This is a genomic window from Actinomyces polynesiensis, assembly GCF_000820725.1.
GTDB classification, from domain to species: Bacteria; Actinomycetota; Actinomycetes; order Actinomycetales; family Actinomycetaceae; genus Pauljensenia; species Pauljensenia polynesiensis.
In genome coordinates, this window is the sequence record NZ_CCXH01000090.1 from 19,782 (window position 1) to 43,105 (window position 23,324).

General features: G+C 70.9%; 18 protein-coding genes. 9 read left to right on the plus strand and 9 right to left on the minus strand.

All coding sequences use genetic code 11. The features are described from left to right. Nucleotide 1: 1 nt before the first annotated feature. The 4 genes from TA90_RS03555 to TA90_RS03570 all read right to left on the minus strand — a co-directional run bounded on the left by TA90_RS03555 (nt 2) and on the right by TA90_RS03570 (nt 4,917). Entirely contained in the window at nt 2–1,420 is a 1,419-nt protein-coding gene (locus TA90_RS03555) for an extracellular solute-binding protein (RefSeq protein ID WP_052450461.1), read from the minus strand. 61 nt (nt 1,421–1,481) lie between these two features. Further along, nucleotides 1,482–2,651, minus strand: coding sequence for a Gfo/Idh/MocA family protein (locus tag TA90_RS03560; protein WP_187120085.1), 1,170 nt, complete (start codon nt 2,649–2,651; stop codon nt 1,482–1,484). Further along, a complete protein-coding gene (locus tag TA90_RS03565) occupies nt 2,648–3,556 on the minus strand; it encodes a TIM barrel protein (protein WP_197067832.1) in 909 nt (302 codons plus the stop codon). The genes TA90_RS03560 and TA90_RS03565 overlap by 4 nt, the downstream gene beginning before the upstream one ends. Nucleotides 3,557–3,681: 125 nt before the next feature. Further along, nucleotides 3,682–4,917: an ROK family transcriptional regulator gene (locus tag TA90_RS03570; RefSeq protein WP_147513352.1), complete on the minus strand. Its 1,236-nt coding sequence runs from the start codon at nt 4,915–4,917 to the stop codon at nt 3,682–3,684. Between the two features lie 185 nt (nt 4,918–5,102). On the opposite strand from TA90_RS03570, the gene TA90_RS13690 reads away from it, so the two are divergent. Together TA90_RS13690 and TA90_RS03580 are read left to right on the plus strand one after the other, a co-directional pair. Beyond that, nucleotides 5,103–7,421: an MFS transporter gene (locus TA90_RS13690; protein ID WP_197067833.1), complete on the plus strand. Its 2,319-nt coding sequence runs from the start codon at nt 5,103–5,105 to the stop codon at nt 7,419–7,421. Nucleotides 7,422–7,647: 226 nt separating this feature from the next. Then, nucleotides 7,648–9,243 (plus strand): DUF222 domain-containing protein, encoded by a 1,596-nt coding sequence (locus tag TA90_RS03580; protein WP_147513354.1) that lies wholly within the window; start codon nt 7,648–7,650, stop codon nt 9,241–9,243. A gap of 303 nt (nt 9,244–9,546) precedes the next feature. Here the strand turns inward: TA90_RS03580 and TA90_RS03585 are convergent, their stop codons facing one another. Next, nucleotides 9,547–10,401 carry an aldo/keto reductase gene (locus TA90_RS03585; protein ID WP_043534647.1) on the minus strand — a complete coding sequence of 285 codons (855 nt, stop codon included), beginning with the start codon at nt 10,399–10,401 and terminating at the stop codon, nt 9,547–9,549. 99 nt (nt 10,402–10,500) lie between these two features. Here TA90_RS03585 and TA90_RS03590 point away from each other — a divergent pair, with 99 nt between their 5' ends. The 5 genes from TA90_RS03590 to TA90_RS03610 all read left to right on the plus strand — a co-directional run bounded on the left by TA90_RS03590 (nt 10,501) and on the right by TA90_RS03610 (nt 15,601). Further along, complete coding sequence (locus TA90_RS03590) at nt 10,501–10,980, plus strand: 2-thiouracil desulfurase family protein (RefSeq protein WP_043534648.1); 480 nt, start codon at nt 10,501–10,503, stop codon at nt 10,978–10,980. Nucleotides 10,981–10,989: 9 nt separating this feature from the next. Then, nucleotides 10,990–11,373, plus strand: a complete 384-nt coding sequence (locus tag TA90_RS03595) for a YchJ family protein (RefSeq protein ID WP_052450464.1) — start codon at nt 10,990–10,992, stop codon at nt 11,371–11,373. Between the two features lie 75 nt (nt 11,374–11,448). Continuing rightward, the gene (locus tag TA90_RS03600; protein WP_147513355.1) at nt 11,449–12,486 is read left to right on the plus strand and encodes a LacI family DNA-binding transcriptional regulator; all 1,038 of its coding nucleotides are present in this window, start codon (nt 11,449–11,451) and stop codon (nt 12,484–12,486) included. A gap of 256 nt (nt 12,487–12,742) precedes the next feature. Further along, complete coding sequence (locus TA90_RS03605) at nt 12,743–14,044, plus strand: MFS transporter (protein ID WP_043534650.1); 1,302 nt, start codon at nt 12,743–12,745, stop codon at nt 14,042–14,044. Between the two features lie 66 nt (nt 14,045–14,110). Continuing rightward, complete coding sequence (locus tag TA90_RS03610; RefSeq protein ID WP_052450465.1) at nt 14,111–15,601, plus strand: glycoside hydrolase family 32 protein; 1,491 nt, start codon at nt 14,111–14,113, stop codon at nt 15,599–15,601. Nucleotides 15,602–15,695: 94 nt separating this feature from the next. On the opposite strand, the gene TA90_RS03615 is transcribed toward TA90_RS03610, so the two are convergent. The 4 genes from TA90_RS03615 to TA90_RS03630 form a co-directional block, all read right to left on the minus strand. Further along, nucleotides 15,696–17,195, minus strand: a complete 1,500-nt coding sequence (locus TA90_RS03615) for a ferredoxin--NADP reductase (protein WP_043534652.1) — start codon at nt 17,193–17,195, stop codon at nt 15,696–15,698. Then, nucleotides 17,192–18,289 (minus strand): FAD:protein FMN transferase, encoded by a 1,098-nt coding sequence (locus TA90_RS03620; protein WP_331394249.1) that lies wholly within the window; start codon nt 18,287–18,289, stop codon nt 17,192–17,194. Before TA90_RS03620 ends, TA90_RS03615 begins: the two co-directional genes overlap by 4 nt. After that, nucleotides 18,282–18,746: a hypothetical protein gene (locus TA90_RS03625; protein WP_043534653.1), complete on the minus strand. Its 465-nt coding sequence runs from the start codon at nt 18,744–18,746 to the stop codon at nt 18,282–18,284. Before TA90_RS03625 ends, TA90_RS03620 begins: the two co-directional genes overlap by 8 nt. Nucleotides 18,747–18,983: 237 nt before the next feature. After that, nucleotides 18,984–20,375 (minus strand): NAD-dependent succinate-semialdehyde dehydrogenase, encoded by a 1,392-nt coding sequence (locus TA90_RS03630; RefSeq protein WP_043534654.1) that lies wholly within the window; start codon nt 20,373–20,375, stop codon nt 18,984–18,986. Nucleotides 20,376–21,088: 713 nt separating this feature from the next. Between TA90_RS03630 and TA90_RS03635 the strand changes: the two genes are divergently transcribed. Together TA90_RS03635 and TA90_RS03640 are read left to right on the plus strand one after the other, a co-directional pair. After that, complete coding sequence (locus TA90_RS03635; RefSeq protein ID WP_043534655.1) at nt 21,089–22,156, plus strand: iron-siderophore ABC transporter substrate-binding protein; 1,068 nt, start codon at nt 21,089–21,091, stop codon at nt 22,154–22,156. Nucleotides 22,157–22,160: 4 nt separating this feature from the next. Then, the gene (locus TA90_RS03640; protein WP_043534656.1) at nt 22,161–23,213 is read left to right on the plus strand and encodes a FecCD family ABC transporter permease; all 1,053 of its coding nucleotides are present in this window, start codon (nt 22,161–22,163) and stop codon (nt 23,211–23,213) included. Nucleotides 23,214–23,324: the final 111 nt, after the last annotated feature.

Below are 23,324 nucleotides of genomic sequence, written 5' to 3' on the forward strand. Positions count from 1 at the left end.
CTCAGTTCCCCGCGATGTTGTCCGCGCCGACGATCCCGCCGAGCGTCGAGACGTAGCTCGAGATCGCGTCGTCCACCGAGGTCCCGGTGACGACGTCGAGGCTCAACTGCTGCAGGGCCGAGGAGACCTCCGGGTACTCCGCGAGGCCCGGACGGTACGCCGTGATCGGCAGGACCTCCTTGCTGACGAACGTCAGCATCGGATCCGAGGCCAGCAGCTTCTCGTTGACATCGTCGCGCGGGGAGATCGACAGGGTCCCGGCCGCGCGGGCCTCGAACGCCTCCGGGGAGTTCATGAAGGTGAGGAGGTCCCACGCCAGTTCGGGGTTGGCGCTGTTGGGGTTGAGGACCCGCCCGGTGCCTCCCGACATGGACACGAAGTCCTGACCGTTCAGGCCCTTCCCGGCCGAGACGGCCGGGATCTTGGCGTAGCCGACGACCTCGTCGCGGTCCGCCATCGGGGCAGTTCCCACGCCCTCCGCCGGGTTGATCACGGAGCGCCAGAAGTAGTCGCCCTCGAGGAGGATCCCGATCTGCCCGTCGGCGAACTCCTGGAAGGAGGTGTCCCGGCCGGAGGCCTCCTGCTGGAGGACCGCGTCGCCCAGGTCCTCGTCCACGTAGATCGTCTTGTAGAGGGAGAGGACCTCGCGGAGCCCCTCGGTGTCACCGGCCCACTTGCCGTCCGACCAGAGCTGCTGCCCCGTGCCCGCCAGGAGCGGGAGGATGCCCTGCATCGTCGTGGCCTCCCCCATCGCGGTACCCGCATTGAGCTGGAGCGGGACGACCCCGTCGAGCTTCTTCAGTGCCCGGGCGGCCGTGAGGATGTCGTCCCAGGACGTGGGCTGCCAATCGGTGGAGAGACCGGCCTCCTGGAACAGCTTCTTGTTGTAGTAGAGCACCCTGCCGTCCGTGCCCTGCGAGATGCCGTAGCGCTTGCCCTCGAAGGAGATCGAGTCCTGGACGGCTTGGGGGATCTGGTCCCATCCGTCCCATGAGTTCACCGCGTCACCGGCGACCTCGTCGAGGGGCTTGATGTAGCCGGCCTGGGCGAACTCACCGATCCAGATGCCGTCCAGCCCGAGGATGTCGGCACCCTTGCCGGACTTGAGGTCCAGGGCGACCTTGGTCTTGTAGTCCTCGTCATCGACGCCCTGGGGCTCGAACTTGACGGTGACCTCCTTGCCCGCGGCCTTCTGGGCCTCCTCGAACTTGGGGATGACCCAATTGGTGATCCAGTCGGCCTCCGCGGCGTTCTTGCCCCCGGAGATGGCGTTGGTGGTGATGGTGAGCACCGTGGCACCACCCTGGCCTCCCGAGGCCGCACCGCTCTGGCCACCGGAGGAGCATGCCGTCAGGGTCAGCGCGGTTGCGGTGCCCACGGCGAGGGCCGCACAGGCCCACGACGCCTTCTTCGACTTCATCGTCGTTCCCTTCTCGTCCCCGGTGACACGGCACCGGTTCCCGGATGTCGGGCGGGGCCGGTCAGCCCCGCCCCTGTCTTCCAACTTCGCCCTGGGGATCGATCGTGATCCCGTCTGACTCCGCGCAGGCCCTCCACAGCGCCTGTGCGGTGATGAGGTCCTCGCGCGCCTGCACGGGACCGGAACCGGAGGGGTCCGACCCCCGTCCGAGATCGGCGAGCATGCGGAGCTCCTGCTCGAATGCCTCCTCCTGGGGCCACGTGGTGCAGGTCTCGGCGGCGCCCAGCGGTCCTGAGGCCTCCCTGACGCGCAGCTCGGTGGGGGCATTGAGGATGTAGGGGGTGCGGAACAGGAGTTCCAGCGTCCCCTTCTCGTGGTGGATGGTGACGGTCTCGCGGTACTCGGGACAATCCGCGATGAAGTGCCACCCCATCGTCCAGACACCGTCGCCCACCGTCGTCCCGACCACGGTCAGGGAACCGGGGAAGCCGGGACCCGTGCGCCTGGCGGTGTCGACCCGCACGAGGGGGACTCCGAGCGCCCGCGTGAGGGAGATGTCGTGGATCACCGATCCGAGGACGACATTGGTGTAGAGGGCGCGCATCGTCGGGTCAGGAGTGCCGAGCGTGCGGTCCAGCAGCAGGTCCATCGAGCGCCTCGAACGGGCGGCGACCACGGGAGGGATGTCGTCGGTGGGCGGCTGGAGGTGGGCGAAGGAGAGCTGACGGGCATCGGCGGGGTGGAGGACCTCCACCCGTACGGCACGCACGTCCAGGTCCCTGGTCAGTTCCGCGGCGCGGCGGACTGCCGGGTCGTACTCCTTCATGTAGCCGACACGCACCCAGTGGGAGGGATCCCGGGAACCGGCCCTGATCCTCTCCTCGAGGCCGTCGAGCTCCTCCAGGGAGTAGGCGAGGGGCTTCTCGACCAGGACCCTGATCCCTGCCGCGACCAGGGCGGCGGCATCCTCGACGTGGCTGCCCGTGGAGGCGAGGACCGCGACGTCGACCGGGGCGGTTCCCGCCTCCACCGCCTCGACCAGGGCGGGTACCGAGGAGAAGCGCCGGGCCTCGGGCACGCAGTTCAGTCCGCCGACCGTCGCCAGCCGGGACGGGGAGACGTCGACGACTGCGGTGAGGTCGAAGGTCTCCCGGTTGCGTCGGACCAGGGGGAGGTGGACCGTCTGGGCGATCGTGCCGAGTCCGACGACCGCGATCCCCAGCCCCGTCACGGGACCCACCTCCGGAGGCGGTCACGGTTCCTGCGTTGGTCCTCGACCGCGCGGCGCACGTCCGCGACGTCCATCAGCACGACGTCCTGCTCGACGACGACCCATCCGTCGTACCCCGATTCCACGAGCCGGTCCATGAAACCGGGCACGTCCACGTCTCCCTCGCCCAGGGCGACGAAGACGCGCCTCTCCCAGATGTCGCGCACGGGGTCGTCGGACCCCCTCCCCGCCACCATGACCTCCCGGTCGACGTCCTTGAGGTGGACGTGGTTCACACGGTCCTGCCACCGCTCCAGCGCCTCGAGGGGGTCGCCACCCCCGAGGACGAGGTGACCGGTGTCGAGCGTGAGGTCGATCGTGGTGTCCTCGAGCAGGCGGTCGATCTCCACGGGCGTCTCCACGTGGGTGACGGCGTGGTGGTGGAAGGTGGGCTCGAGCCCGAGGTCACGGACCTCCCCGGCGACCCTCTCGACCCGCCGCGCGAAGGTGTCCCACCGTTCGCGGTCGAGGGAGAGGCCCGGACCTCCCCCCGGGTGACGCCTGCGCTCCTCGGAACCGGAGTCGGCGATCGTCGGGAGGGGGGCTGGTCCGTCCTGACGGGAGGCGACCGTCGCGAAGTCGTCCAGCACGGCACGGGCCTGCGTCAGGGCTGCGTCGAAGTCCCGGTCGGATCCCGCGAACGGGAAGTCCAGCCACCCCCCGCACAGGCGCAGTCCGTGCCGCTCAAGGTTCTCCACGAGGGCGGTCCCGGTGCCGAGGAGTCCGTGGGGTCCCAGGTCGACACCCTCGTACCCTGCGCCCTGCACCAGGTCCAGCAACTCCTCCCCGCCGGGCAGCGGGACGCGGTCGGGACGTGAGAGGGCGAAGACTCCGTAGGAGACGGGCGCGTTCGCGGACAGGATCAAGATCGGGCACCTCCACATCGAGGACCTGAGGCGGGCACCGGGACACCGGGGCCACCACTCATTTAAATCCTAAGCTCGGATTTATTGTGGTCAAGATCTCCCACCGTTCGATACCGAACCGTGACCTAGGAACCGCTGCCGCCCACCACCGGGGAGGCCCTGCGCGGCGCACGTGGAACGTACCGCTGGTCGAGGACCACCGATGCCGCACCGATCGCACCCACGTCCGCCCCCATGGCCGTGGAGAACACGCGCACCGGGTGGGGCCCCCGTGCCGAGGGCGCGGCCAGCGTCGAGATCGCGACCGGCTCGTACCACGGGCGCACGAGCTCCCAGTAGGGACCACCGAACACCGCCATGTCCGCATCGACGAGCTCGGTCGCCATCAGCACCATCTCGGCGATGCGCACGGCGGCCTGCTGGAGGAGGTCGGCGGCGTCACCACCGTCCCGCGCCGCGATGGCGCACAGCCGCCGGAAGTCGCGGTCCACCCCACGACGGTCCCGCGGACCCGGCGCCGGCTCGTCCAGGATCCCCGACTCGTGGGCCTTCGCGACGACGGCAGCGGGATCGTTGTCGATGCCACCGGCACGCCGGTCGTCACGGGCCCCCACCGCCACCAGCATCGCGCCGACCTCGCCCGCGTTCCCCGAGAACCCCCTCACGGGTTCCCCGTTGAGGGAGAGCCCCACACCCGTGCCCGCACCGAGGTAGACGAAGACCATGGTGGCGTCCAGCGACTCCCCGCCCCGGACCCAGTTCTCACCGATGACGGCGGCGAGGGTGTCCTTGACGACCGGCACGGGGAAGCCGAGATGGGTCCCCAGGGCCCTCCCGACGGGGAAGCCGGTCCAGGCGGGCATCCAGACCGAGTGCCAGGGCGCCTGGGTGACGGGGTCGATCGGGCCCGGGGAGGCGACGCAGGCACCGACCACCCGACCGCGGTCCACCCCGGCGCCCCGCACCAGCCTCGTGGCACCCTGCGCAAGGTCCTCGACCGTGCGCCCGGGGTGGTCCAGGTCGACCTCGTCCTGCGAGGAGGAGGCCACCACCGTCCCCTTCATGTCGAGGAGCACCGTCGTCACCAGTGCCGGGTCGATGTGGAAGCCGATGGCATAACGTGCGGATGCCACGAGGTCGATGATGACGCGGGGACGTCCGCGCCCGACCGACTCGGTCGTCAACTCCCTGACCAGACCGCGCACGGCGAGACCACGGAGAATGGCCGACACCGTCTGCACCGAGAGACCCGACATCTCCGCGATGGGCCCCTGGCTGGAGGGACCGAGTCGACGCAGGGAGTGGATCACCACGTTCTCGTTGTACTTCGCAACCCTGCTGAGACTTGATCCAGCGCGCACCGGTCCACCTCCCTGTCGCCACCCCGAACCTGCGGCGGATCACCGACGAGGTCACCACCACTGGTGACATCATGGGCTGGATCGCGCAGCGCCGCGCGGAAAGGACACCGAGAAGTCCCATGACCCCTGCACCCCCCGACAGTGCGTCCCGACGCCCCACCTCACCGGCGCGGTACGCCGTCGGAATGTTCGGGACGTCGATCCCCATCAACGTCATCAAGGGATCGATGCTCTACTTCTACGTGTCGGTCCTCGGCATGGACCTGCGCGCCTACGCCGCGGTCTACACGGTCTACGGCGTGATCGACGCGATCGACAACCCGATCTTCGGGCACATCTCCGACCGCACCCGGTCACGGTGGGGACGACGCAAGCCCTACCTGATCGTGGGCGCCCTGGTCCTCATGTGCTCGATGGCGGCGCTCTTCTGGGTCCCCGACGCGGTCACCGCGCGCACGACGACCCTCCTCGTGGCCTGGTTCGCGGTGTTCGCCATCCTCTCGGAGGCCTCCGACTCCCTGATCAACGCGAACTACGGGGCGCTCCTGCCGGAGCTGTTCCCGCAGGAGAAGCGTCGCGCCCTGGCCAACTCCCTGCGCCAGGGTTTCCAACTCGTGGCGATGGTCCTCTCCCTCGGCCTGACCCCCCTCCTCACCAGGCAGGTCCTCGGCTGCGAGGTCACGGACGTCACCTGCTCGGACCCGACAGTGGGGTACCGGTGGCTGTCCCTGGTCTACGGGGTGCTGGGGGCCGGCGTGATCATCTTCATGGCCCTGGGCGTGCACGAGAACACGCAGATCGAGGACACGGTCAGGCCACGGTTCCTCCACTCGATCAGGGACGTGGTCACCAACCGCTACTTCTGGACCGTCGGGCTGGTCTCAGCGCTCTACGGGGCCTCCATGGCACTCCTCCTGGGTGGCCTCCAGTTCTACGTACGGCATTCGCTCGGGGGCACCGCACTGGACGCGACCATCCTCCAGGTCGTCGTCATCCTCGCCTCCGTGGGATTCCTGGTCGGGTGGACAGCGGTCGTTCGCAGGCTCGGCGCCGCCCGCACGTGGCGCATGGCACTGCCCATCGCAGCGGCCAGCTTCCTTCCCCTCTTCCTGGCGCGGGACCTCGTCACCGGGATCATCGCCGGTCTCTGCGTCGGGTTCGGGTACGCGGGCCTGCTCGCCACGAACGACCTCATCATGGCCCGGGTGCTGGACGACGACGCACGCAGGACCGGTGTCCACCGCGAGGGCATCTTCCTGTCGGCCTTCGGGGTGCTGGGCCGACTCTCCGCGATCCCCACATCCGTCGCGCTGCTGTCCCTGGGATGGTTCTTCGGGTACCGGTCCGGGGACGTCCCGGGCGCGGATCCGGGGACTGCCTGGCGTGTCTACATGTCCCTCTACCCCTTCGCGTTCCTCGCCCTGGGCTCCCTGATCTCCCGCTTCATCCACCTTCCCGCGGACGCGTCCCCGGACTCCTCCGAGTTGCCCGACTCAGCCGGACCGCCCGACTCCCCCGGACTGCCCGGGTCACCGGCCCCCGGGGCCCCTCGACCCCACTGCGGATCCCGGGCGCCCAGGCGTGGCCACCTCCGGGCCGTGGGACGGAGGTGCCCAATGACCCGGGTGGAACCGACCTCGCCGGACGCCACGACGCCGGCGGGACAGCGGAACCTCGTCCTCACCGCCGATGACTTCGGGTACGACCCGGGGACGAGCGCGCTCATCGTCTCCCTGTTGGAGAAGGGTTGCGTGTCCGCGACCACCGTCCTCGCCGTCGCCGGGGACCTCCGGGACCAGGTGTCCCCGCTCCTCGACGTGACGCAGGGCCGCTGCGGACTCCATGCCGCGACGAACTCGGACAGGGGCCCCGCCCCGTGGCGCCCCCTGTCGTCGCCCGGCACGGCACTGGCCGATCCGGACGGCCTCCTCCCCGACGACCCCCTCGTCGCCGAGCAGCGGGCGACACCCGATGTCATCAGTGCGGAACTGCACGCGCAGATGTCCCACCTCCTCGCGTCGGGGCTCACTCCGGTGCGGCTCGACTCCCACTCGGGCACGCTCTACGGACTCCACGGGAACTCGATGCTGGGGGTGGCCATCTCCTTCTGCGCCGAGCACCGACTGGGACTGCGACTGCCGCGCACACTCGGTCTCCTCGCGGGACCACGGCCCCCCGAGCACCTGCGCCTGGCCCATTCCCGGGCGGTGGCCGCCGCGGATGCGTCAGGGGTGACCCTCCCCGTCGAGGTCGCCACCGATCCACGCCCCCACGACCGGATCGAGGACTACGCGGACCTGCGTGCCCACTACGTCTCCCTCCTCCGCTCGCTGCCCGAGGGGACGAGCGAGATCTTCCTGCACCCCGGCGCGGACTCCCCCTGGTCGCGGGCCCACATGGGCCCGGCCTGGCGCAAACGCCTGTGGGAGGCGCGCCTCCTGGAGGACCCCCACTGGCACCGGATGATCGAGGAGGAGGGGATCAACCTGGTCGCCACGTGGTGATCCACACGGATGCCGGCATCCGCGACCGTGGGATCGCGCGTCGTCGGCATCCCAGGAGGAGCGGCGACGCTGTGGAGCTGGTCAACCACTCCTGACGCGGGTCCCCGCACGGGCTCGCGGCGTCATCCGGGTCAATGATTGTCCACGGGAATGGGGCGGCCAGTAAGTTGTCCACAGATTTTGTGGAGCACTGGTGGTCGAACATGTGTTCTACTACGATGGGGTCATGGAAGCACCGACCTCCCTCCCAGTGGCCCCACCGGGGCAGGCCAGCACCTCGGCCCTGCCCGGGCGGGAGTCCACTGCGCCCGTGTCGGGCCGGGAGATGCCCGGCCCCAAGGGCCCGACGGGGGTGGTGGGCCCGACGGGATCTGGGGGCCCGGCAGGGGTGGAGGGCCCGACGGGAGTGGAGGGCCCGACGGGATCTGGGGGCCCGGCGGGAGTGGAGAGCCTGGCGGGGATCTCCGCGCTCCTGCGTGACGGGGCCACCCTGGTGGAGGCGTGCAGTGAGAGGGAACTCGTTGACCTCATCGGGCAACTCGAGGACATCAAGAACCAGTGCAGCGCGGCCCAGACCCATGCGGCCCTCGCCCTGGAGGACGCCCGCGAGACCCGGGCCACCACCCCAGGGGAACGCGAGGCCGCGCACCGCAGTGTCGTCAGTGAGATCGCCCTGGCACGCCGCGAGTCCCCCCACCGCGCCCGCACCCTCCTCGGACTCGCCACCGCCCTGCACACCGAACTCCCCCACACCCTCGCCCACCTCGCCGCCGGGCGCATCAGTGAGTACAGGGCCACCCTCGTGGCCCGCGAGACCGCCTGCCTGGACCCCCAGGACCGGCGGGTGGCCGACCGGAAACTCGCAGAAGGCCTCCCCTCCTGGTCCAACCGGGAAGTCTCCACCCACGCCCGACACATCGCCTACACCCTGGACCCCCACGCCATGGTCACCCACATCGAGCGGGCGGAGGGGGACCGCCACGTCACCATCCGCCCCGCCCCCGCCTGCATGGCCCTCATCACCGCCCTCCTACCCGCAGCCCAGGGCGTCGCCGTCCACGCAGCCCTCCTGCGCGCCGCCGAATCCGCCCACGCCACAGGGGACGCGCGCGCACGCGCACAGGTCATGGCCGACACCCTCGTCACCCGCATCACCGGACAGGACAGACCCGAGACAGTCCCCATCGAGGTCCGCCTCGTCATCACCGACGACACCCTCCTGGGACAGGGCGACACCCCCGCACGCCTCATCGGCTACGGACCCGTCCCACCCACCATCGCCCGACGACTCCTCACCCACACCACCAGTGGCAGTGGCTCCGGCGACGACCGCGACAATGGCACCGGCAGTGGCAACCGCAGTGGCGACGACACCACCCTCCTCGTCCTGGACGGCGCAGCGGAGAACACCTCCACCGGCAGTGGCACCCCCAATGACACCGAGACCCAGACCCGCCAGTGGATCCGACGCCTCTACGCCCACCCCACAACCGGCCAACTCATCGCCATGGAATCCACCCGCCGCCTCTTCCCACCCGGCCTGCGCCGCTACATCGCCACCCGCGACGCCAACACCTGCCGCACGCCCTGGTGCGGGGCACCCATCGCCCACATCGACCACGTCACGCCCGCACGCAACGGAGGCCCCACCACTGCCACCAACGGCCAAGGCCTGTGCATCCACTGCAACCAGACCAGGGAAGCACCCGGCTGGGACGCACACGCCCACCCCGACGGCACCATCACCCTGACCACACCCACCGGACACACCCACACCACCCGACCACCACCACTGCCCCACACCAGAGCCCCAGCCGCCTGACACCACCCCACACCCACCCCGGACCCCAACACCACGCGGACCGAGCCCCAGACCGCGCCGCCACACCCCCTCAGTTGTCAGAACGCGAGAAACGGTTGCACATCCCGTTGCTGGCGATGAGGAGGACGCAGTCCAGCAGTGACTCGGTCTCCGCGCGCACCGTGGCGGCGTCGCGAAGATCCCGGCCCGCAGCGGAGCACCCGCCGCCTGAGACACACGGAGAGGACTGCCGGGTCACCGACCCGAGGGGTCCGGCGCAGGAGACCAGGCACGGGGTCCGGTGCGGACCGCCATCCCATCCGCTCAGAGCTCCTCCATGGCGGGGGCGGACTCCGTCGGTGCGGGGAAGTCCGCCTCGAGGACTGCCAGGTCCTGCGCATCCAGCTCGGCGGCCAGTGCCTGCGCGGCGGCGTTGTCACGCACGTGCCCAGGACTGGAGGCCTGGGGGATCGCGATGACGCCGGGGTGCGTGAGCACCCAGGCCAGAGCCACGCGCGCCGGGGACACTCCGTGGCGCCCGGCCACCCGCCCCAGGGCGTCGGAGCCGAGGATCCGGCCCTGCTCGATCGGGGAGTAGGCCATCATGGCGACACCACGGGCACGGAGTTCGGGCAACAGCGCCGGTTCCGGCCAGCGACGCGACAGGTTGTAGAGCACCTGGTCGACCTCCGGCACCTGTCCCTCCGGCAGGTCGGCCAGATCATCGACGTCCAGGTTGGACACACCCCACCCTCCGATGAGTCCACGACCGACGAGGTCACGGAACCCCTCGATCGTCTCCTCCAGGGGCACCCGGCCCCGCCAGTGCAGGAGGTACAGGTCGACGTGGTCCGTGCCCAGACGGCGCAGACTGGCCTCGCAGGAGTCCTGCACGCCACGGCGCGTGGCATGGGAGGGAAGCACCTTGGTCACCAGGAACGCGTCATCCCGCCTGCCCGCGAGCGCCTCCCCGACCAGACGCTCCGAGCGTCCGTCGCCGTACATCTCGGCCGTGTCGACCACCGTGAGACCGAGGTCGAGGCCCTCGCGCAGGGTGCCGATCTCGCGTTCCCGGCGGTCGGGCCTGTCCCCCATGTGCCAGGTTCCCTGGCCCAGTGGGGGGACGGTCCTGCCCGATGGGAGGGTGACGGTGGAGGATGGTGCTGACGGTCGGTCCATGGGTCCACGCTAGGCGCGCACCCCCACAGGTGCATCCGCTGGGCCCGGCACCGACACTGCGGGTGCGACCGGGGCGATGACAGGGGAGGACGGGAGTTCATGGACGGTACGAGGGAACCCCGGACGACCCCGCCCGTCCTCGTCAGTGCCTGCCTGGCGGGACTCCCCTGCCGCTACGACGGACGGTCGAAGCCCGATCCCGGGATCGTCGCCCTCGTCGAGGAGGGCGGGGCCATTCCGGTCTGCGCCGAGCAGCTCGGCGGACTGGGCACTCCCCGCGCGCCTGCGGAGATCGTGGGTGGGGACGGGCACGACGTCCTGCGCGGACACGCCCGGGTCCTCACCGACACCGGTGAGGACATCACCGCGCAGTTCCTCGAGGGCGCCGGACGGACCGCCGCCGTCGCGCGCGAGCACGGGGTGCAGGAGGCCGTCCTGCAGGCGCGCAGCCCCTCCTGCGGGTGTGGCCGCATCTACGACGGCACGCACTCGGGCTCCCTCGGCGACGGGGACGGGGTCCTCGCAGCGCTCCTGCAGGAGAACGGCATCTCGACGAGGGCGCTCCGCGGAGGGCGATAGCCTTCACCCATGTCCTCCTGCCCCTGTGGATCCGGTCGCGACCTCGACGGGTGCTGCGGGCCGTTCCTGGACGGCTCCGCCGCCCCCACGGCCGAGGCCCTGATGCGTTCGCGGTACAGCGCCTTCGTCCGGGGCGACGAGGACCACCTGTTCCGCACCTGGCACCCCCGCACCCGCCCGCCGGGACCGTACGCGGCTCCCGACATCACGTGGACGGGTCTGCAGGTCCTCCGCACGTCCGGCGGCGGGGAGGGGGAGCTCGCCGGCACCGTCGAGTTCATCGCCTCCTGGAGACGCGACGACGGCGTCACGGGGGAGGTCCACGAGATCTCCCGGTTCGCCCGTCGCGCGGGCCGCTGGTTCTACCTGGACGGGGAACTGGCCGAGGGGTGAGAGACCCGGGATCGGGTCCCGCGGGCCGGCTCCCGGCGCCCGGCCCCGTAGAATGTCGCTGGAACGGGGGTCTCGGTGGCGAAGCGAACAACCATGGCCGACGTGGCCGCACACCTGGGCGTGTCGGTGGCGACGGTGAGCATGGTCCTCAACGACCGCCCGGGTTCACGGATCCCCCAGGAGACGAAGGACCGGGTCCGCCGTGCCGCCCTCGAACTCGGGTACGCGCCCAATGCGGCCGCCCGGAGCCTGCGCACGGGTCACAGCCACGCGATCGGCTTCGTCTCGGACGAGGTGATGATCACCCGCTTCGCCTCCGCCATGATCCGCGGGGTCCTCGACGTCGCGGACGAGCGCGGGTACGCGGTGCTCATGGCGGAGACCGACCACAGCGTCACCCGCCTCGCACGGGCGACGGACGCGCTGACCGCGCAACGCATCGACGCCCTCGTCCTCGGGCTCATGCACGCCCGTCGCGTCGACCTGCCCGACCTGGGTGAGCTGCCCCCACACGTCCTCGTCAACGGGGCGACCGCCGGGTGGCACTCGATCCTGCCCGACGAGTACACGGCGGGCCGCACGGCAGCGGACCACCTCATCGAACGGGGACATCGGCGCATCGCCCTCATCGGACGGTCTGCCCTGCACCTGAACCCCGCGGAGTCGGTCACCATCACCCGCCGCATGGCGGGCATCGATGACCGGATGGCGGAGGCGGGCCTCCCGCTGGCCGTCGAGTACGAGGGAGCCGACTGGGAGCCCGACCTGGGGTACCGCGGTGCCCGGGCGATCCTGCCCGCGTCCGGGGTCACCGCGGTCATCGCGGCGAACGACCGTGTGGCCTTCGGCGTCTACTCGGCCGCGCAGGAGATGGGCATGTCGATCCCCGGGGACCTGTCCGTGATCTCCTTCGATGACGAGCAGCTGGCCACCTACCTGCGACCACCGGTCACGACCCTGCGACTCCCCTACTGGGAGATGGGCGCTGCCGCGACGACGATGCTGCTCGACGACGTGGAGCACGGCACCCCGGGCACTCCCGCGCCCGATGGCGAGACCCTGGTCCCCATGCCGCTGGTCGTGCGGGAGTCGGTCCGCGACATCCGCGCCTGAGGGGCGCGTCCGGACCTCCCCGACCCCGGTTCCGGAGGCGCCCGGTACGCGGGGTGATTCGCACTGATCTTCGCCGAGCCCCGACCCCGGTTCCGGAGGCACCCGGGCGACCCGCACCACCCGGGGCGTCACCCGGGACCTTGGACCTTTGCGCGACACCCGCGCTGTGCTAGCTTGCTCTCAGTGCTTTAACGATTAAGCACCGCACGGGCGCAACAGCGGCGCCCGTCCACTCAGAGAGGAGTGCTGGACGACGATGGCCAGCTTCACGAAGTCACTCAAGAACCCCGCCTACCTCCAGAGTTCCCTGACGATGCTGCTGTTCTTCGCATCGTGGGGCATCTGGTGGTCCTTCTTCCAGATCTGGCTGACGAACGAGAAATCGGGTCTGGGCCTCTCCGGCGCCCAGGTCGGGACCGTCTACTCGGTCAACTCACTGGCGACACTGGTCATCATGCTGTTCTACGGCACCCTGCAGGACAAGCTGGGGACCAGACGCCACCTGGCGATCCTCGTCGCCGCACTCACCACTCTGGTCGGCCCCTTCTGCATCTGGGTCTACCGACCCCTGCTGGAGAACCAGTTCATGCTCGGCGTGGTCCTCGGCGCCATCGTCCTGTCTGCCGGCTTCATGGCCGGTGTCGGACTCCTGGAGGCCCTGACCGAACGCTTCAGCCGCCGGTACGGGTTCGAGTACGGCCAGGCCCGCATGTGGGGTTCCTTCGGCTACGCCCTCGTCGCCCTCGCCGCCGGCTTCCTCTTCGTCATCAACCCCGCCCTGAACTTCTGGCTGGGATCCGCCTTCGGCCTGGCCAACCTCCTGATCCTCCTCTTCTGGAAGCCCGGCGAGAAGGCCGCGACGACGCTCCGTCCGGAGGACGTCGAGGACGAGGTCGAGGTCCCCGCCTCCACCCCCGGGATCCGCGAGATGGTCGGCCTCCTGAAGATGCCCGCCCTGTGGCTGATCATCGTCTTCGTCATGTTCTCCTGGACCTTCTACACGGTCTTCGACCAGCAGATGTTCCCCGACTTCTACACCAGCCTCTTCCAGACCCAGGAACGCGGCCAGCAGGTCTACGGGACCCTGAACTCCGCGCAGGTCTTCCTCGAGGCCGCCATGATGGGTGTCGTCCCCGTCGTCATGCGCAAGGTCGGCGTGCGCAACGCCCTGCTCATGGGCGTGACCATCATGTTCGTGCGCATCCTCGGCTGCGCCGTGCTCAGCGACCCGATCGCCGTGTCCGCGGTCAAGATGCTCCACGCCCTGGAGGTGCCTCTGTTCATCCTCCCGATCTTCCGGTACTTCACCCTCCACTTCAATCCGGCACTCTCCGCCACCCTGTACATGGTGGGCTTCCAGATCTCCGCGCAGGTCGGCAACGTCATCCTGTCGACGCCCCTGGGGTGGCTGCACGACCAGATCGGCTACCAGCCGACCTTCCTGGTCATCGCGGGAACCGTCTTCCTCTCCGGGATCTACGCGTTCTTCGTCCTGAAGAGGGACGACGTCGAGGTCCTGGGTGACCCCTTCGTGAGGGAGCCCGCCACGATCGCCTAGACGCGACGACACCGAGCCACGAACGACACGACCACCACACACGACGGAGTGAGAGGCAGGAGCACCATGACCACCATGAAGGAACAGCTCGAGAGGGCGGAGCAGGGCGTCGACACGCTGCTGCGCACGCGCAGGGACCGCTGGTACCCGACCTTCCACATCGCCGCCAAGGCGGGGTGGATCAACGACCCCAACGGCCTGTCGTACTTCCACGACCGCTACCAGGTCTTCTTCCAGCACCACCCCTTCAGCACGGAGTGGGGACCGATGCACTGGGGCCACGTCTCCAGTTCCGACCTGGTGACCTGGAGGCGGGAGCCGATCGCCATGGCCCCCAGCATCGAGGCCGACCGCGACGGTGTCTTCTCCGGATCCGCCGTGGTCTCCGACGACGGTAAACTCGTCGTCTACTACACCGGCCACCGCTGGCGCAACGGCGTCAACGAGGACGACGGCAACCTCCAGGTCCAGTGCATGGCCGTCTCCGATGACGGCGTCAACTTCCACAAGCTCGGCACCATCGTCGAGTGCCCGGACGGGCTCCTGCACTTCCGGGACCCCAAGGTCTGGCGCACGGGGGACACCTGGTACATGGTCTTCGGCGCCTGCTCCGCCGACAAGCGCGGCCAGGTGTGGCTCTACACCTCCCAGGACATGCACACATGGGCCTTCGACCGCGTCGTCTACGAGGACCCGGACCCCGACGTCTTCATGCTCGAGTGCCCCGACATGTTCCCCCTGGGGGACAAGTGGGTCATCGGGTACTGCCCGATGGGTCCGCGCCCCCAGGGCTACGTCGGTCGCAACGGCCACAACGCGGGCTACGTCGTAGGTTCGTGGCAGCCGGGGAAGGAGTTCCACCAGGAGACCGACTACCGGCTGTGCGACTGGGGGCACAACTACTACGCCCCCCAGACCATGCTCGCCCCCGACGGGCGGCGTCTCGTGTTCGGCTGGATGGGGTCCTTCACGCTGCCGGTGGCCACCCAGGCGGAGGACGGATGGTGCGGGCAGCTCACCGTCCCCCGCGAACTCACCCTGGGCGAGGACCTGCACGTGCACGCCGTCCCCGCCCGGGAGCTCACTGCCCTGCGCGAGGACACGGTCGACTTCGGGTCCTTCGAACTCGGAGCGAACGAGGACAAGCTCCTCCTGGAGGACGCCGAGGACGTCGAGATCGAGCTGGAGGTGGACCTCACGCGCACGACCTCGGAGCGTGTGGGCCTCAACGTCCACAAGACCCCGGACGGGCACCACACCTTCGTCTGCTACGACGACCTGGCCCACCGCGTGGTCATCGACCGGCGGGACTCCGGCAAGGGCGACCGTGGCTACCGGGGCGCCCCGTTCACCGGTGACCACCTGAGCCTCAGGGTCCTGGTGGACCGCGGGTCCATCGAGGTCTTCGTCAACGGGGGCCAGGAGACGGTGACCTCCTTCAGCTTCCCGAACGAGGGCGCCCGCGCCCTGGAGTTGACCTCGGAGTCGGGGACGATCGCGGTGGAGTCGCTGAGGGTCCACCACCTCCGCACGATCTGGGAGACGCCCGACCGCTGACCGCCCCGGCCCGCACCCCCGCCCGCGTGGTGCTCCCCCGTCCTGCACCACCCTGCCGTCGGGGCGCCCACACCCCGCGCGGTGGGGCCCTGGGTCAGTACCCGGTGAAGGAGTCGGTCACGACACGGCGGACGCCGACCTCACCCAGCGCGCCACGGACCGCCGCGACGAACCCGGGTGGCCCCGACACGAGGGCGCAGCGCCGCGCGGCGTCCGGGCAGTGTGCGAGGACCTCCCCGGCAGACGGTGGCAGCCCCGCGACCACGGTGACCACCTCCACCCCCGGACCCGCCAACTCCCGGGAGCACGCCGCGTCCGCGGCACTACGGACCACGTGGACCAGCACGACGTCCCGTTCCTCCCCGCGCTCGTGCAGGTCCCCCAGCTGCGCGAGGAAGGGTGTCACCCCGATCCCGCCGGCCACGAGCAGCAGTGGCACCTGCGGGTCCCCCGGCAGCAGGAAATCCCCCCGGATGCCCTCACGGCGCACCACCGCCCCCTCCGGCATGGCCACGAGGGCGGCCTTGACGGCGCTGGGGCGTTCCGGGACGCGGAATGCGACGCGCAGACGCGGCTCGGCGCCGCGAGCCTGTGCGGGGGTGCCGGCCAGGGAGAAGACCCGTCGGTTCCCGCGCACGTCCAGGGCGGTGGGCACGGTCAGTTCCACGTACTGTCCCGCCAGGAACGGCACGGGGCGCCGTGGGGCGAGCACGACCTCGGCGATGCCCGGCGTCGGGCGCAGGACCTCCACGACCCGCAGGTCACCGGCAGCGCCCCGCCCCGCGAGGACGGCGGCCACGAGGTTGGCCACGACGATCCCCGCCTCGGGGCCCGTCGTCAGCGTGTGTGCCCCCAACGTCACCGTCACCGTCAGGCACACGAGGACGCCCATGAGGACGGCGACCACTCCTCTCTGCCACCTGCGCGACGGCAGCGTGAGCGGTTCGGTCGCCATGAACACCGCCAGGAAGACCACCGGGTAGGACAGCAGCGCAGTGGAGAGCGCCTGCCCCGGCGCCGCCCCGGCGAGGACGAGGCGCAGGACGGTCCCGGACAGGGCGGTCACGACGACCAGACCCGCCACACCCCACCCGCCGGCCCGCCGCAGGACCAACGCACCCCCCACCGAGACCGCGGGGAGCATCCACGGGGTGGCCACCCACCACACCGGGGCACCGATCCCGAGGGCCGCGACCACCAACGCCCCGAAGGCCGCGGGATTGACCAGCCGCCGGCCCCGCACCACCAGGAGGTACTTCGACGCGGTCGCCACCAGTGCCGCGAGCGCAGCCGCGAGCACGTCCCGCGTGGAGACGGACGGCCACAGCAGGAAGAACAGCAGGAGGCCGGTGGAGACGGATGAGGCATGGCGCGACGGGGCGCGCACCGCTGCCCCGACCAGGCAGTTGGCGCCCACGGACACCCCCACGCACACGCCCAGGGATGCGACGAGGTCACCCGCGGACTGTGACAGGGCCCCGACGAGGGACCCGAGGAGCGCCCAGCCAGCCAGGGCGGTGAGGACCGCGAGCAGCACCCCGTACATCGAGGTGCGCCCCAGCACACGGTCGAGGTCCACGGAGACCCGCCTCATGCGAAGACCTCCCACTCGCGGGATCCGTCCTGCGACCAGGCTGCGGAGCCGTCCTCGTGCAGGACCAGGGCATCCACACCCAGGGCACGCGACACGCGGGTGGGTCCCTCGAAGAAGAGCGCGGTCGTCGCGGCATCGGCGAGCATCGCGTTCGGTGCGGCGGCCCACGTCGCCAGCACACCGTCGACCGGTCGGCCGGTGCGCGCGTCGAGCACGTGGTGCACACCGGGGGCCCAGGTCCGCCGGTTCGTCGAGGACCCGCACACGGCACCACCGCTGGAGGTGACGACCCCGATGACCCGGGCGGCATCGGCCGGGTCCTCGAGGCCGACGCGGAGGGTGCCCCGGTGGGCGACGTCCCCTCCGGCGTCCACCACGATCCCCGTGGCCCCCTGCGGCACGGGGCCGTCCCCGGGGTCCTCCCCAGGGTTGCTCCCGATGCCGCACCCCTCCAGTTCCGCGAGCACGAGGTCCACCAACTGCCCCTTTCCCACCGCCCCGACGTCCAGGGTGACGGGCACCGACGTGGTCAGACGCCTGCCGTCCCAGTGGCACACCTCGTCCCACGCGGGCGCGGGCAGGTGCCCCGGGGAGGGTCGCAGTCGGTAGTCGGGCCCGTAGCCCAGATGGACGAGGGCGGCCCCGACCAGCGGGTTGAAGGCACCCCGGGTCAGCTCCCCCACACGCGCACAGGTCTCCAGGAGGTCCCCGGCACAGTCCGGGAGCTCGAAGGTGCCGGCGCTCCGGGTCATCGCGGAGACCACCGAGTCATCGCGGAACCGGGAGAACACCCGGTCGTAGTCCTCGATGACTGCCGAGACCCGTCCACGCACGGCCATGGACAGGGGCTCCGGCGTGGTGAGGCGCCACCGCGTGCCGATCGCCCAGAACGTCCATGCGCGGCCGCCCTCGTCGATTATGTCCCGGTCGGCCCTGTCCCCGTCACTGCACCTGTTGACGGTGGGACACTCGGCGCCACCGGGCGTTCCGCTGCAGGGCGGGCGCACGGGCGCGGGAGCGGCGCACGAGAGCGACTGGCACTGCGTCCCTTCCGTCCCACCGGGGACGGGCCGGGGCGATGCGGGCTCACCCACCGACCTGCTCGCGGATCTGGTCGAGGGCGTCGTTGAACCCCTGGCCCGTCAGGGAGGAACTCGCCACGGTGCCCACCGAGACCTCGTCCAGGGACTTGCCGACGACCTGCTCGGCGACGTGGTCCGCGAAGTCCTCCTCGTAGCGCAGGGACTGGGAGTCCACGGCGCCGGGGGTCACGGTGACGGCGGTGATCGTCCCGTCCTCGACCGTGAGGTCGACCTCGACGGTCTGGGTCCCACCGGGACCGGTGTAGGTGCCCGTCGCGGAGTACTCACCGGTCGCCGCACCGACCGAGGAACTCCCTGCCGTGCTGTCGGTGGTCGGGGTCGTGTCACTGGCCGAGGGGGTGGGAGGGGCGGTGTCCGTTTCCTCGGCGGCGGTCGTCGTGCAGCCGGTGGCGAGCACGACGAGTCCGGCGCTGGCGCCCAGCCGGGCGAAGGCTGAAGGTCGGGGCATCGGGGGCTCCTTCGGAGGCGGGTGGGTGGTCCGGTCGAGGGGAAGTCCCACGCTTGGGTGGCTGCCCGGAGGCGGGCGGAGCACCTGTCCGCCACTTCCTCCCCGGGACCGGCACACCGATCGTCGTGGGTGGGACTGGGTGGCGACGGTGACGGACCTGTCCCCCGGCTGTGAGGTGGCTGCAGCCGGAGGCCGACCCCGGAGGGGCTCACCCACCCCGGCGGGCGGGCGACCTCCTCAGAAGCTCCCGTCGATGTCGGAGACCACCACGACCTTCTGGTTCACGAACTCCGTGAGGCCGAGGTCGATGAGCTCACGCCCGTAGCCGGAGCGCCTGGTGCCCCCGAAGGGGATGTCCGCGCGCACGCCGGTGGGCTGGTTGATGTAGACCATGCCCGTGTCCAGCCGGCGGGCGAGGGCCTGGGCCCGTGCGATGTCGGAGGAGAAGACGGATCCTCCCAGACCGAAGGGGGAGGAGTTCGCGATGCGCACGGCGTCGTCCTCGTCGGTGGCGCGGTAGAGCTGGGTGACGGGTCCGAAGAATTCGGTGCGCGCGGTGTCGGAGTCCACCGGGATGTCGGTGAGCAGGGTGGGCCGGAAGAAGGCGCCCTCCTCGGGGACCTCCCGTCCGATCTCCTCCACGGTGGCGCCCTCCTCCTTCGCGTGCGCCACCTGCGCCCTGAGCGTCTCGACCGCCCCGGCGGAGGACAGCGGCGCGAGCGTGGTCTCGGGGTCCATCGGGTCCCCGGCCACGAGGGCGGAGACGCCTGCGCGGTAGACCTCCAGGAAGTGGTCGTACACGGAGTCCACCACGATGAGCCGCTTGGCGGAGCAGCAGACCTGCCCGGCATTCCAGTGGCGCCCGAAGACGGCCCAGTGTGCGGCCTTCTCCACGTCCGCGTCCTCGAGGACCACGAAGGCGTCGGACCCGCCCAGTTCCAGGGTCGACTTCTTGAGGTTCTGCGCGGCCAGTGCGGCGATCGAGGCCCCCGCGCCCTCCGAACCCGTCAGGGCCACGCCACGGACCCGGGGATCGGCGAGGATCTGGGCGGAGGCCTCGTGCGGGATGAAGACGTTGGTGAGCAGCCCCTCGGGTGCGCCGGCCTCCTCGAGGAGTCCCTGCATGGCCAGGGCGGACTGGGGGACGTTGGAGGCGTGCTTGAGGAGCATCGCGTTCCCGGCCGTCATCAGTGGGGCCCCGACACGCACCACCTGGTAGTAGGGGAAGTTCCAGGGCTCGACGGTGAAGATGACGCCCATCGGGTCGTTGACCAGGGCCACGTCCGTGTCCGCGAACCCCTCGGCGTGCAGGTAGCGCGGGGTGAGGAGCTCCGCCCCGTGACGTGCGTAGTACTCGAGGATCTTGGCGGAGAGCTCCACCTCGGCCTCGGCCTCGCCGATGAGCTTGCCCATCTCGAGGGTGAGGATGCCCGCGTAGCGGGTGTGGTCGCCCCTCAGGAGGTCCGCGGCGCGCTGGAGGATGTCGGCCCGGTGCTCGGGTGAGGTCGTGCGCCAGGTGGTGAAGGCGGCGTCGGCGCGGGCGATGGCGGCATCGACGTCCTCGGCTGTGGCGGTGGGGAAGGTCGCGACGACCTCCCCGGTGTGGGGGTTGGTGGTGGCATAGGCCATGGGTGCGCTCCTGGTGTCCCGACCCCGGGAACGAGGGCGACGCCGTCGCGACGGCTCCCCGCCACGCGACTCGGCCACCGCGGGGCGCGGGTGCGCCCGGGACCAGGACCGACGATTTCGTTGACACGTCAACGGTAGGTCAGGGTCCATGGGGCGGCAACAGGGAGTGGTCACCTGTCGGTCGGCACGGCCCGTGTGCCCCGCTGCGCGGGCCGTGCCCCGTGGCATCTCGACCTCCCGGCCGCCCCCGAGGTCGATGACCCCAGGGCGAGGAGGGACAGTGACGTGAGTATTGCCACAACACCCACCGGCAGCCTGTTGGAGATGAACAGGGCCACGCACACGGCGAGCACGAGGAGGGTGATCACTGCTTCCGACACGGTCCCTCCGATCCCCGTCGACCCCGGGTGGATCCGGGTGGGCGGCAGGTGCCGTCCGGCCCGCAGGACCGGGGTGCACCAGCGGTTGGCATGGCTGACGACGACCCCGCCACACCCCAGATCCTAGGAGCAACGGGGTCCCCCGGGGCGTCCCCACGCGTGGGGGTCCCGAGTCCCGGACGGTGGTCCCCCGTCGGGGTCGGGAGGAGGGTTCTCCCCTCCTGGGGACGGTCGCGACGTCGCCACGGGGGTTCCCCGGGAGGCGGCGGGGGCATTAAGGTAAGCCTGCCCTCACGTAATTGAGGGCCCCGTCACCACCCACAGGAGGTCCCCGTGCTCCGTGCCCGTCTCACCGCTGCGATCATCGCGACGGCCGCCCTCGCCCTCGCCGGATGTTCCGGCGGCGCCGCGCAGTCGGGGGGTGCCGCCGCCTCAGGGGACACCCAGAGCTCCGGTGCGTCCTCCACCACGCTGGCCGACGGCACCTTCCCCGTCACCATCCAGCACGCATACGGGTCCACCACCATCGAGTCCCAGCCCGAGCGTGTCGCCACGGTCGCCTGGGGCAACCACGAGGTCCCCCTGGCCCTCGGCGTCGTGCCCGTGGGCATGAGCAAGGCGACCTGGGGCGACGACGACGGGGACGGCGTGCTGCCCTGGGTGGAGGACAAGCTGGAGGAGCTGGGCGCCGAGACGCCCGTCCTCTTCGACGAGACCGACGGCATCGCCTTCGAGGCCGTCGCGGACACCCAGCCCGACGTCATCCTCGCGGCCTACTCCGGCCTCAGCCAGGAGGACTACGACACGCTGTCCAAGATCGCCCCGACCATTGCCTACCCCGGGGTGGCCTGGGGGACGTCCTACGAGGACATGATCCGCCTGAACTCCGAGGCCATCGGGCTGGCCGCCTCGGGCGAGGCACTCATCGAGAACCTGCACACCACGGTGGAGGCCGCCATGGACGAGCACCCCGCCCTGAAGGACGCCAAGGTCCTCTTCTCCTACCTGGACCCCACGGACTTCAGCCAGATCGGCTTCTACACCAGCCACGACACCCGCCCCGGGTTCCTCGAGTCCCTGGGCCTGCCCGCGCCCTCCGTCGTGGAGGAGGAGTCCGCCAAGACCGACGCCTTCTACACCACCGTGTCCGCCGAGCAGGCCGACCGCTTCGACGACGTCGACGTGTTCGTCACCTACGGCGACGCCGACGGCTCGATCATCGACCAGCTCCAGGCCGACCCGCTGCTGTCCCAGATCCCCGCGATCAAGGACGGCCACGTGGCCATCCTCCAGGACTCCACGCCGCTGGCGGCCTCGGCCAACCCCTCGCCCCTGTCGATCCCCTGGGGGATCGACAAGTACTTCGACCTCCTCGCCGGGACACTCGACCAGGCCGACTGAACCCATGAGCACCACCGCGCCCGCCCTGGGCCAGCCACTGCCGGACGTCGCACCCCTGCGACGCCCGGCAGCGGTGCGCCTGGCATGGATGGGGATCGTCCTGGCCTGCCTGGCGCTGCTGTGCATGGCATCGGTGGCCTTCGGTGTGCGATCGGTGGGCCCCTCGGACATCCTCGCCGCCCTCGCGGGCGACGCCACGGGCGTCGACCGGGCCGCCGTGGTGGCCCGCATACCGCGCACCGTGCTGGCCGTGGTGGTGGGGGCGGCGCTGGGCATGTCGGGCGCCAGCATGCAGGCCGTCACCCGCAATCCCCTGGCCGACCCGGGGATCCTCGGGGTCTCCAGCGGCGCCGCGTTCGCGGTCGTCGTCGGCATCGCCTTCTTCGGGATGTCGAGTCCCCACGCGTACATGCTGGTCGCCATCCTCGGCGCGGCCGGTGCGGCGGCCTTCGTCTACACCGTGGGCTCCCTGGGTGGAGGCGGGGCGACACCGCTCAAGCTCGCCCTGGCCGGTGCCGCCATCTCCGCGGCCTTCACCTCCCTGACCAGTGCCGTCCTACTGCCCCGTGTCGACGTCATGGAGTCCTTCCGTTTCTGGCAGATCGGCGGCGTCGGCGGCGCCACCTGGGAGCGCACCCTGGCGGTGCTGCCGGTCCTGGGTGCGGGCGCGCTGGTCTGCCTCGCCGCCGCACGCGGTATGAACTCCCTGGCCCTGGGCGACGACATGGCCGCATCCCTGGGTGAGAACGTCGCACGCACACGTCTCATCGCCTCCGCGGGAGCGGTGGTCCTGTGCGGGGCCGCGACCGCGGTGGCCGGCCCCATCGGCTTCGTCGGGCTGGTCGTGCCCCACCTGTGCCGGCTCCTCATCGGCACCGACCACCGCTGGCTGCTGCCCTTCTCCGCCGTGACGGGAGCGGGCCTGCTGGTCGCCGCGGACATCGTCGGTCGCCTGGTGGCGCGTCCCTCCGAGGTCGAGGTCGGCATCGTCACCGCCGTCATCGGAGCCCCGTTCTTCATCTGGATCGTGCGGCGTCAGAAGGTGAGGGAGCTGTGAGCACGCAGACCCGCAGGTCCGACGGTTCCACCGGGGGCGCCCTCGTCGACCTGGACGCGCCCCCCACCGCACCCGCACACCCGAACGCCCCGGCGACCTCGCGCGCGGGGG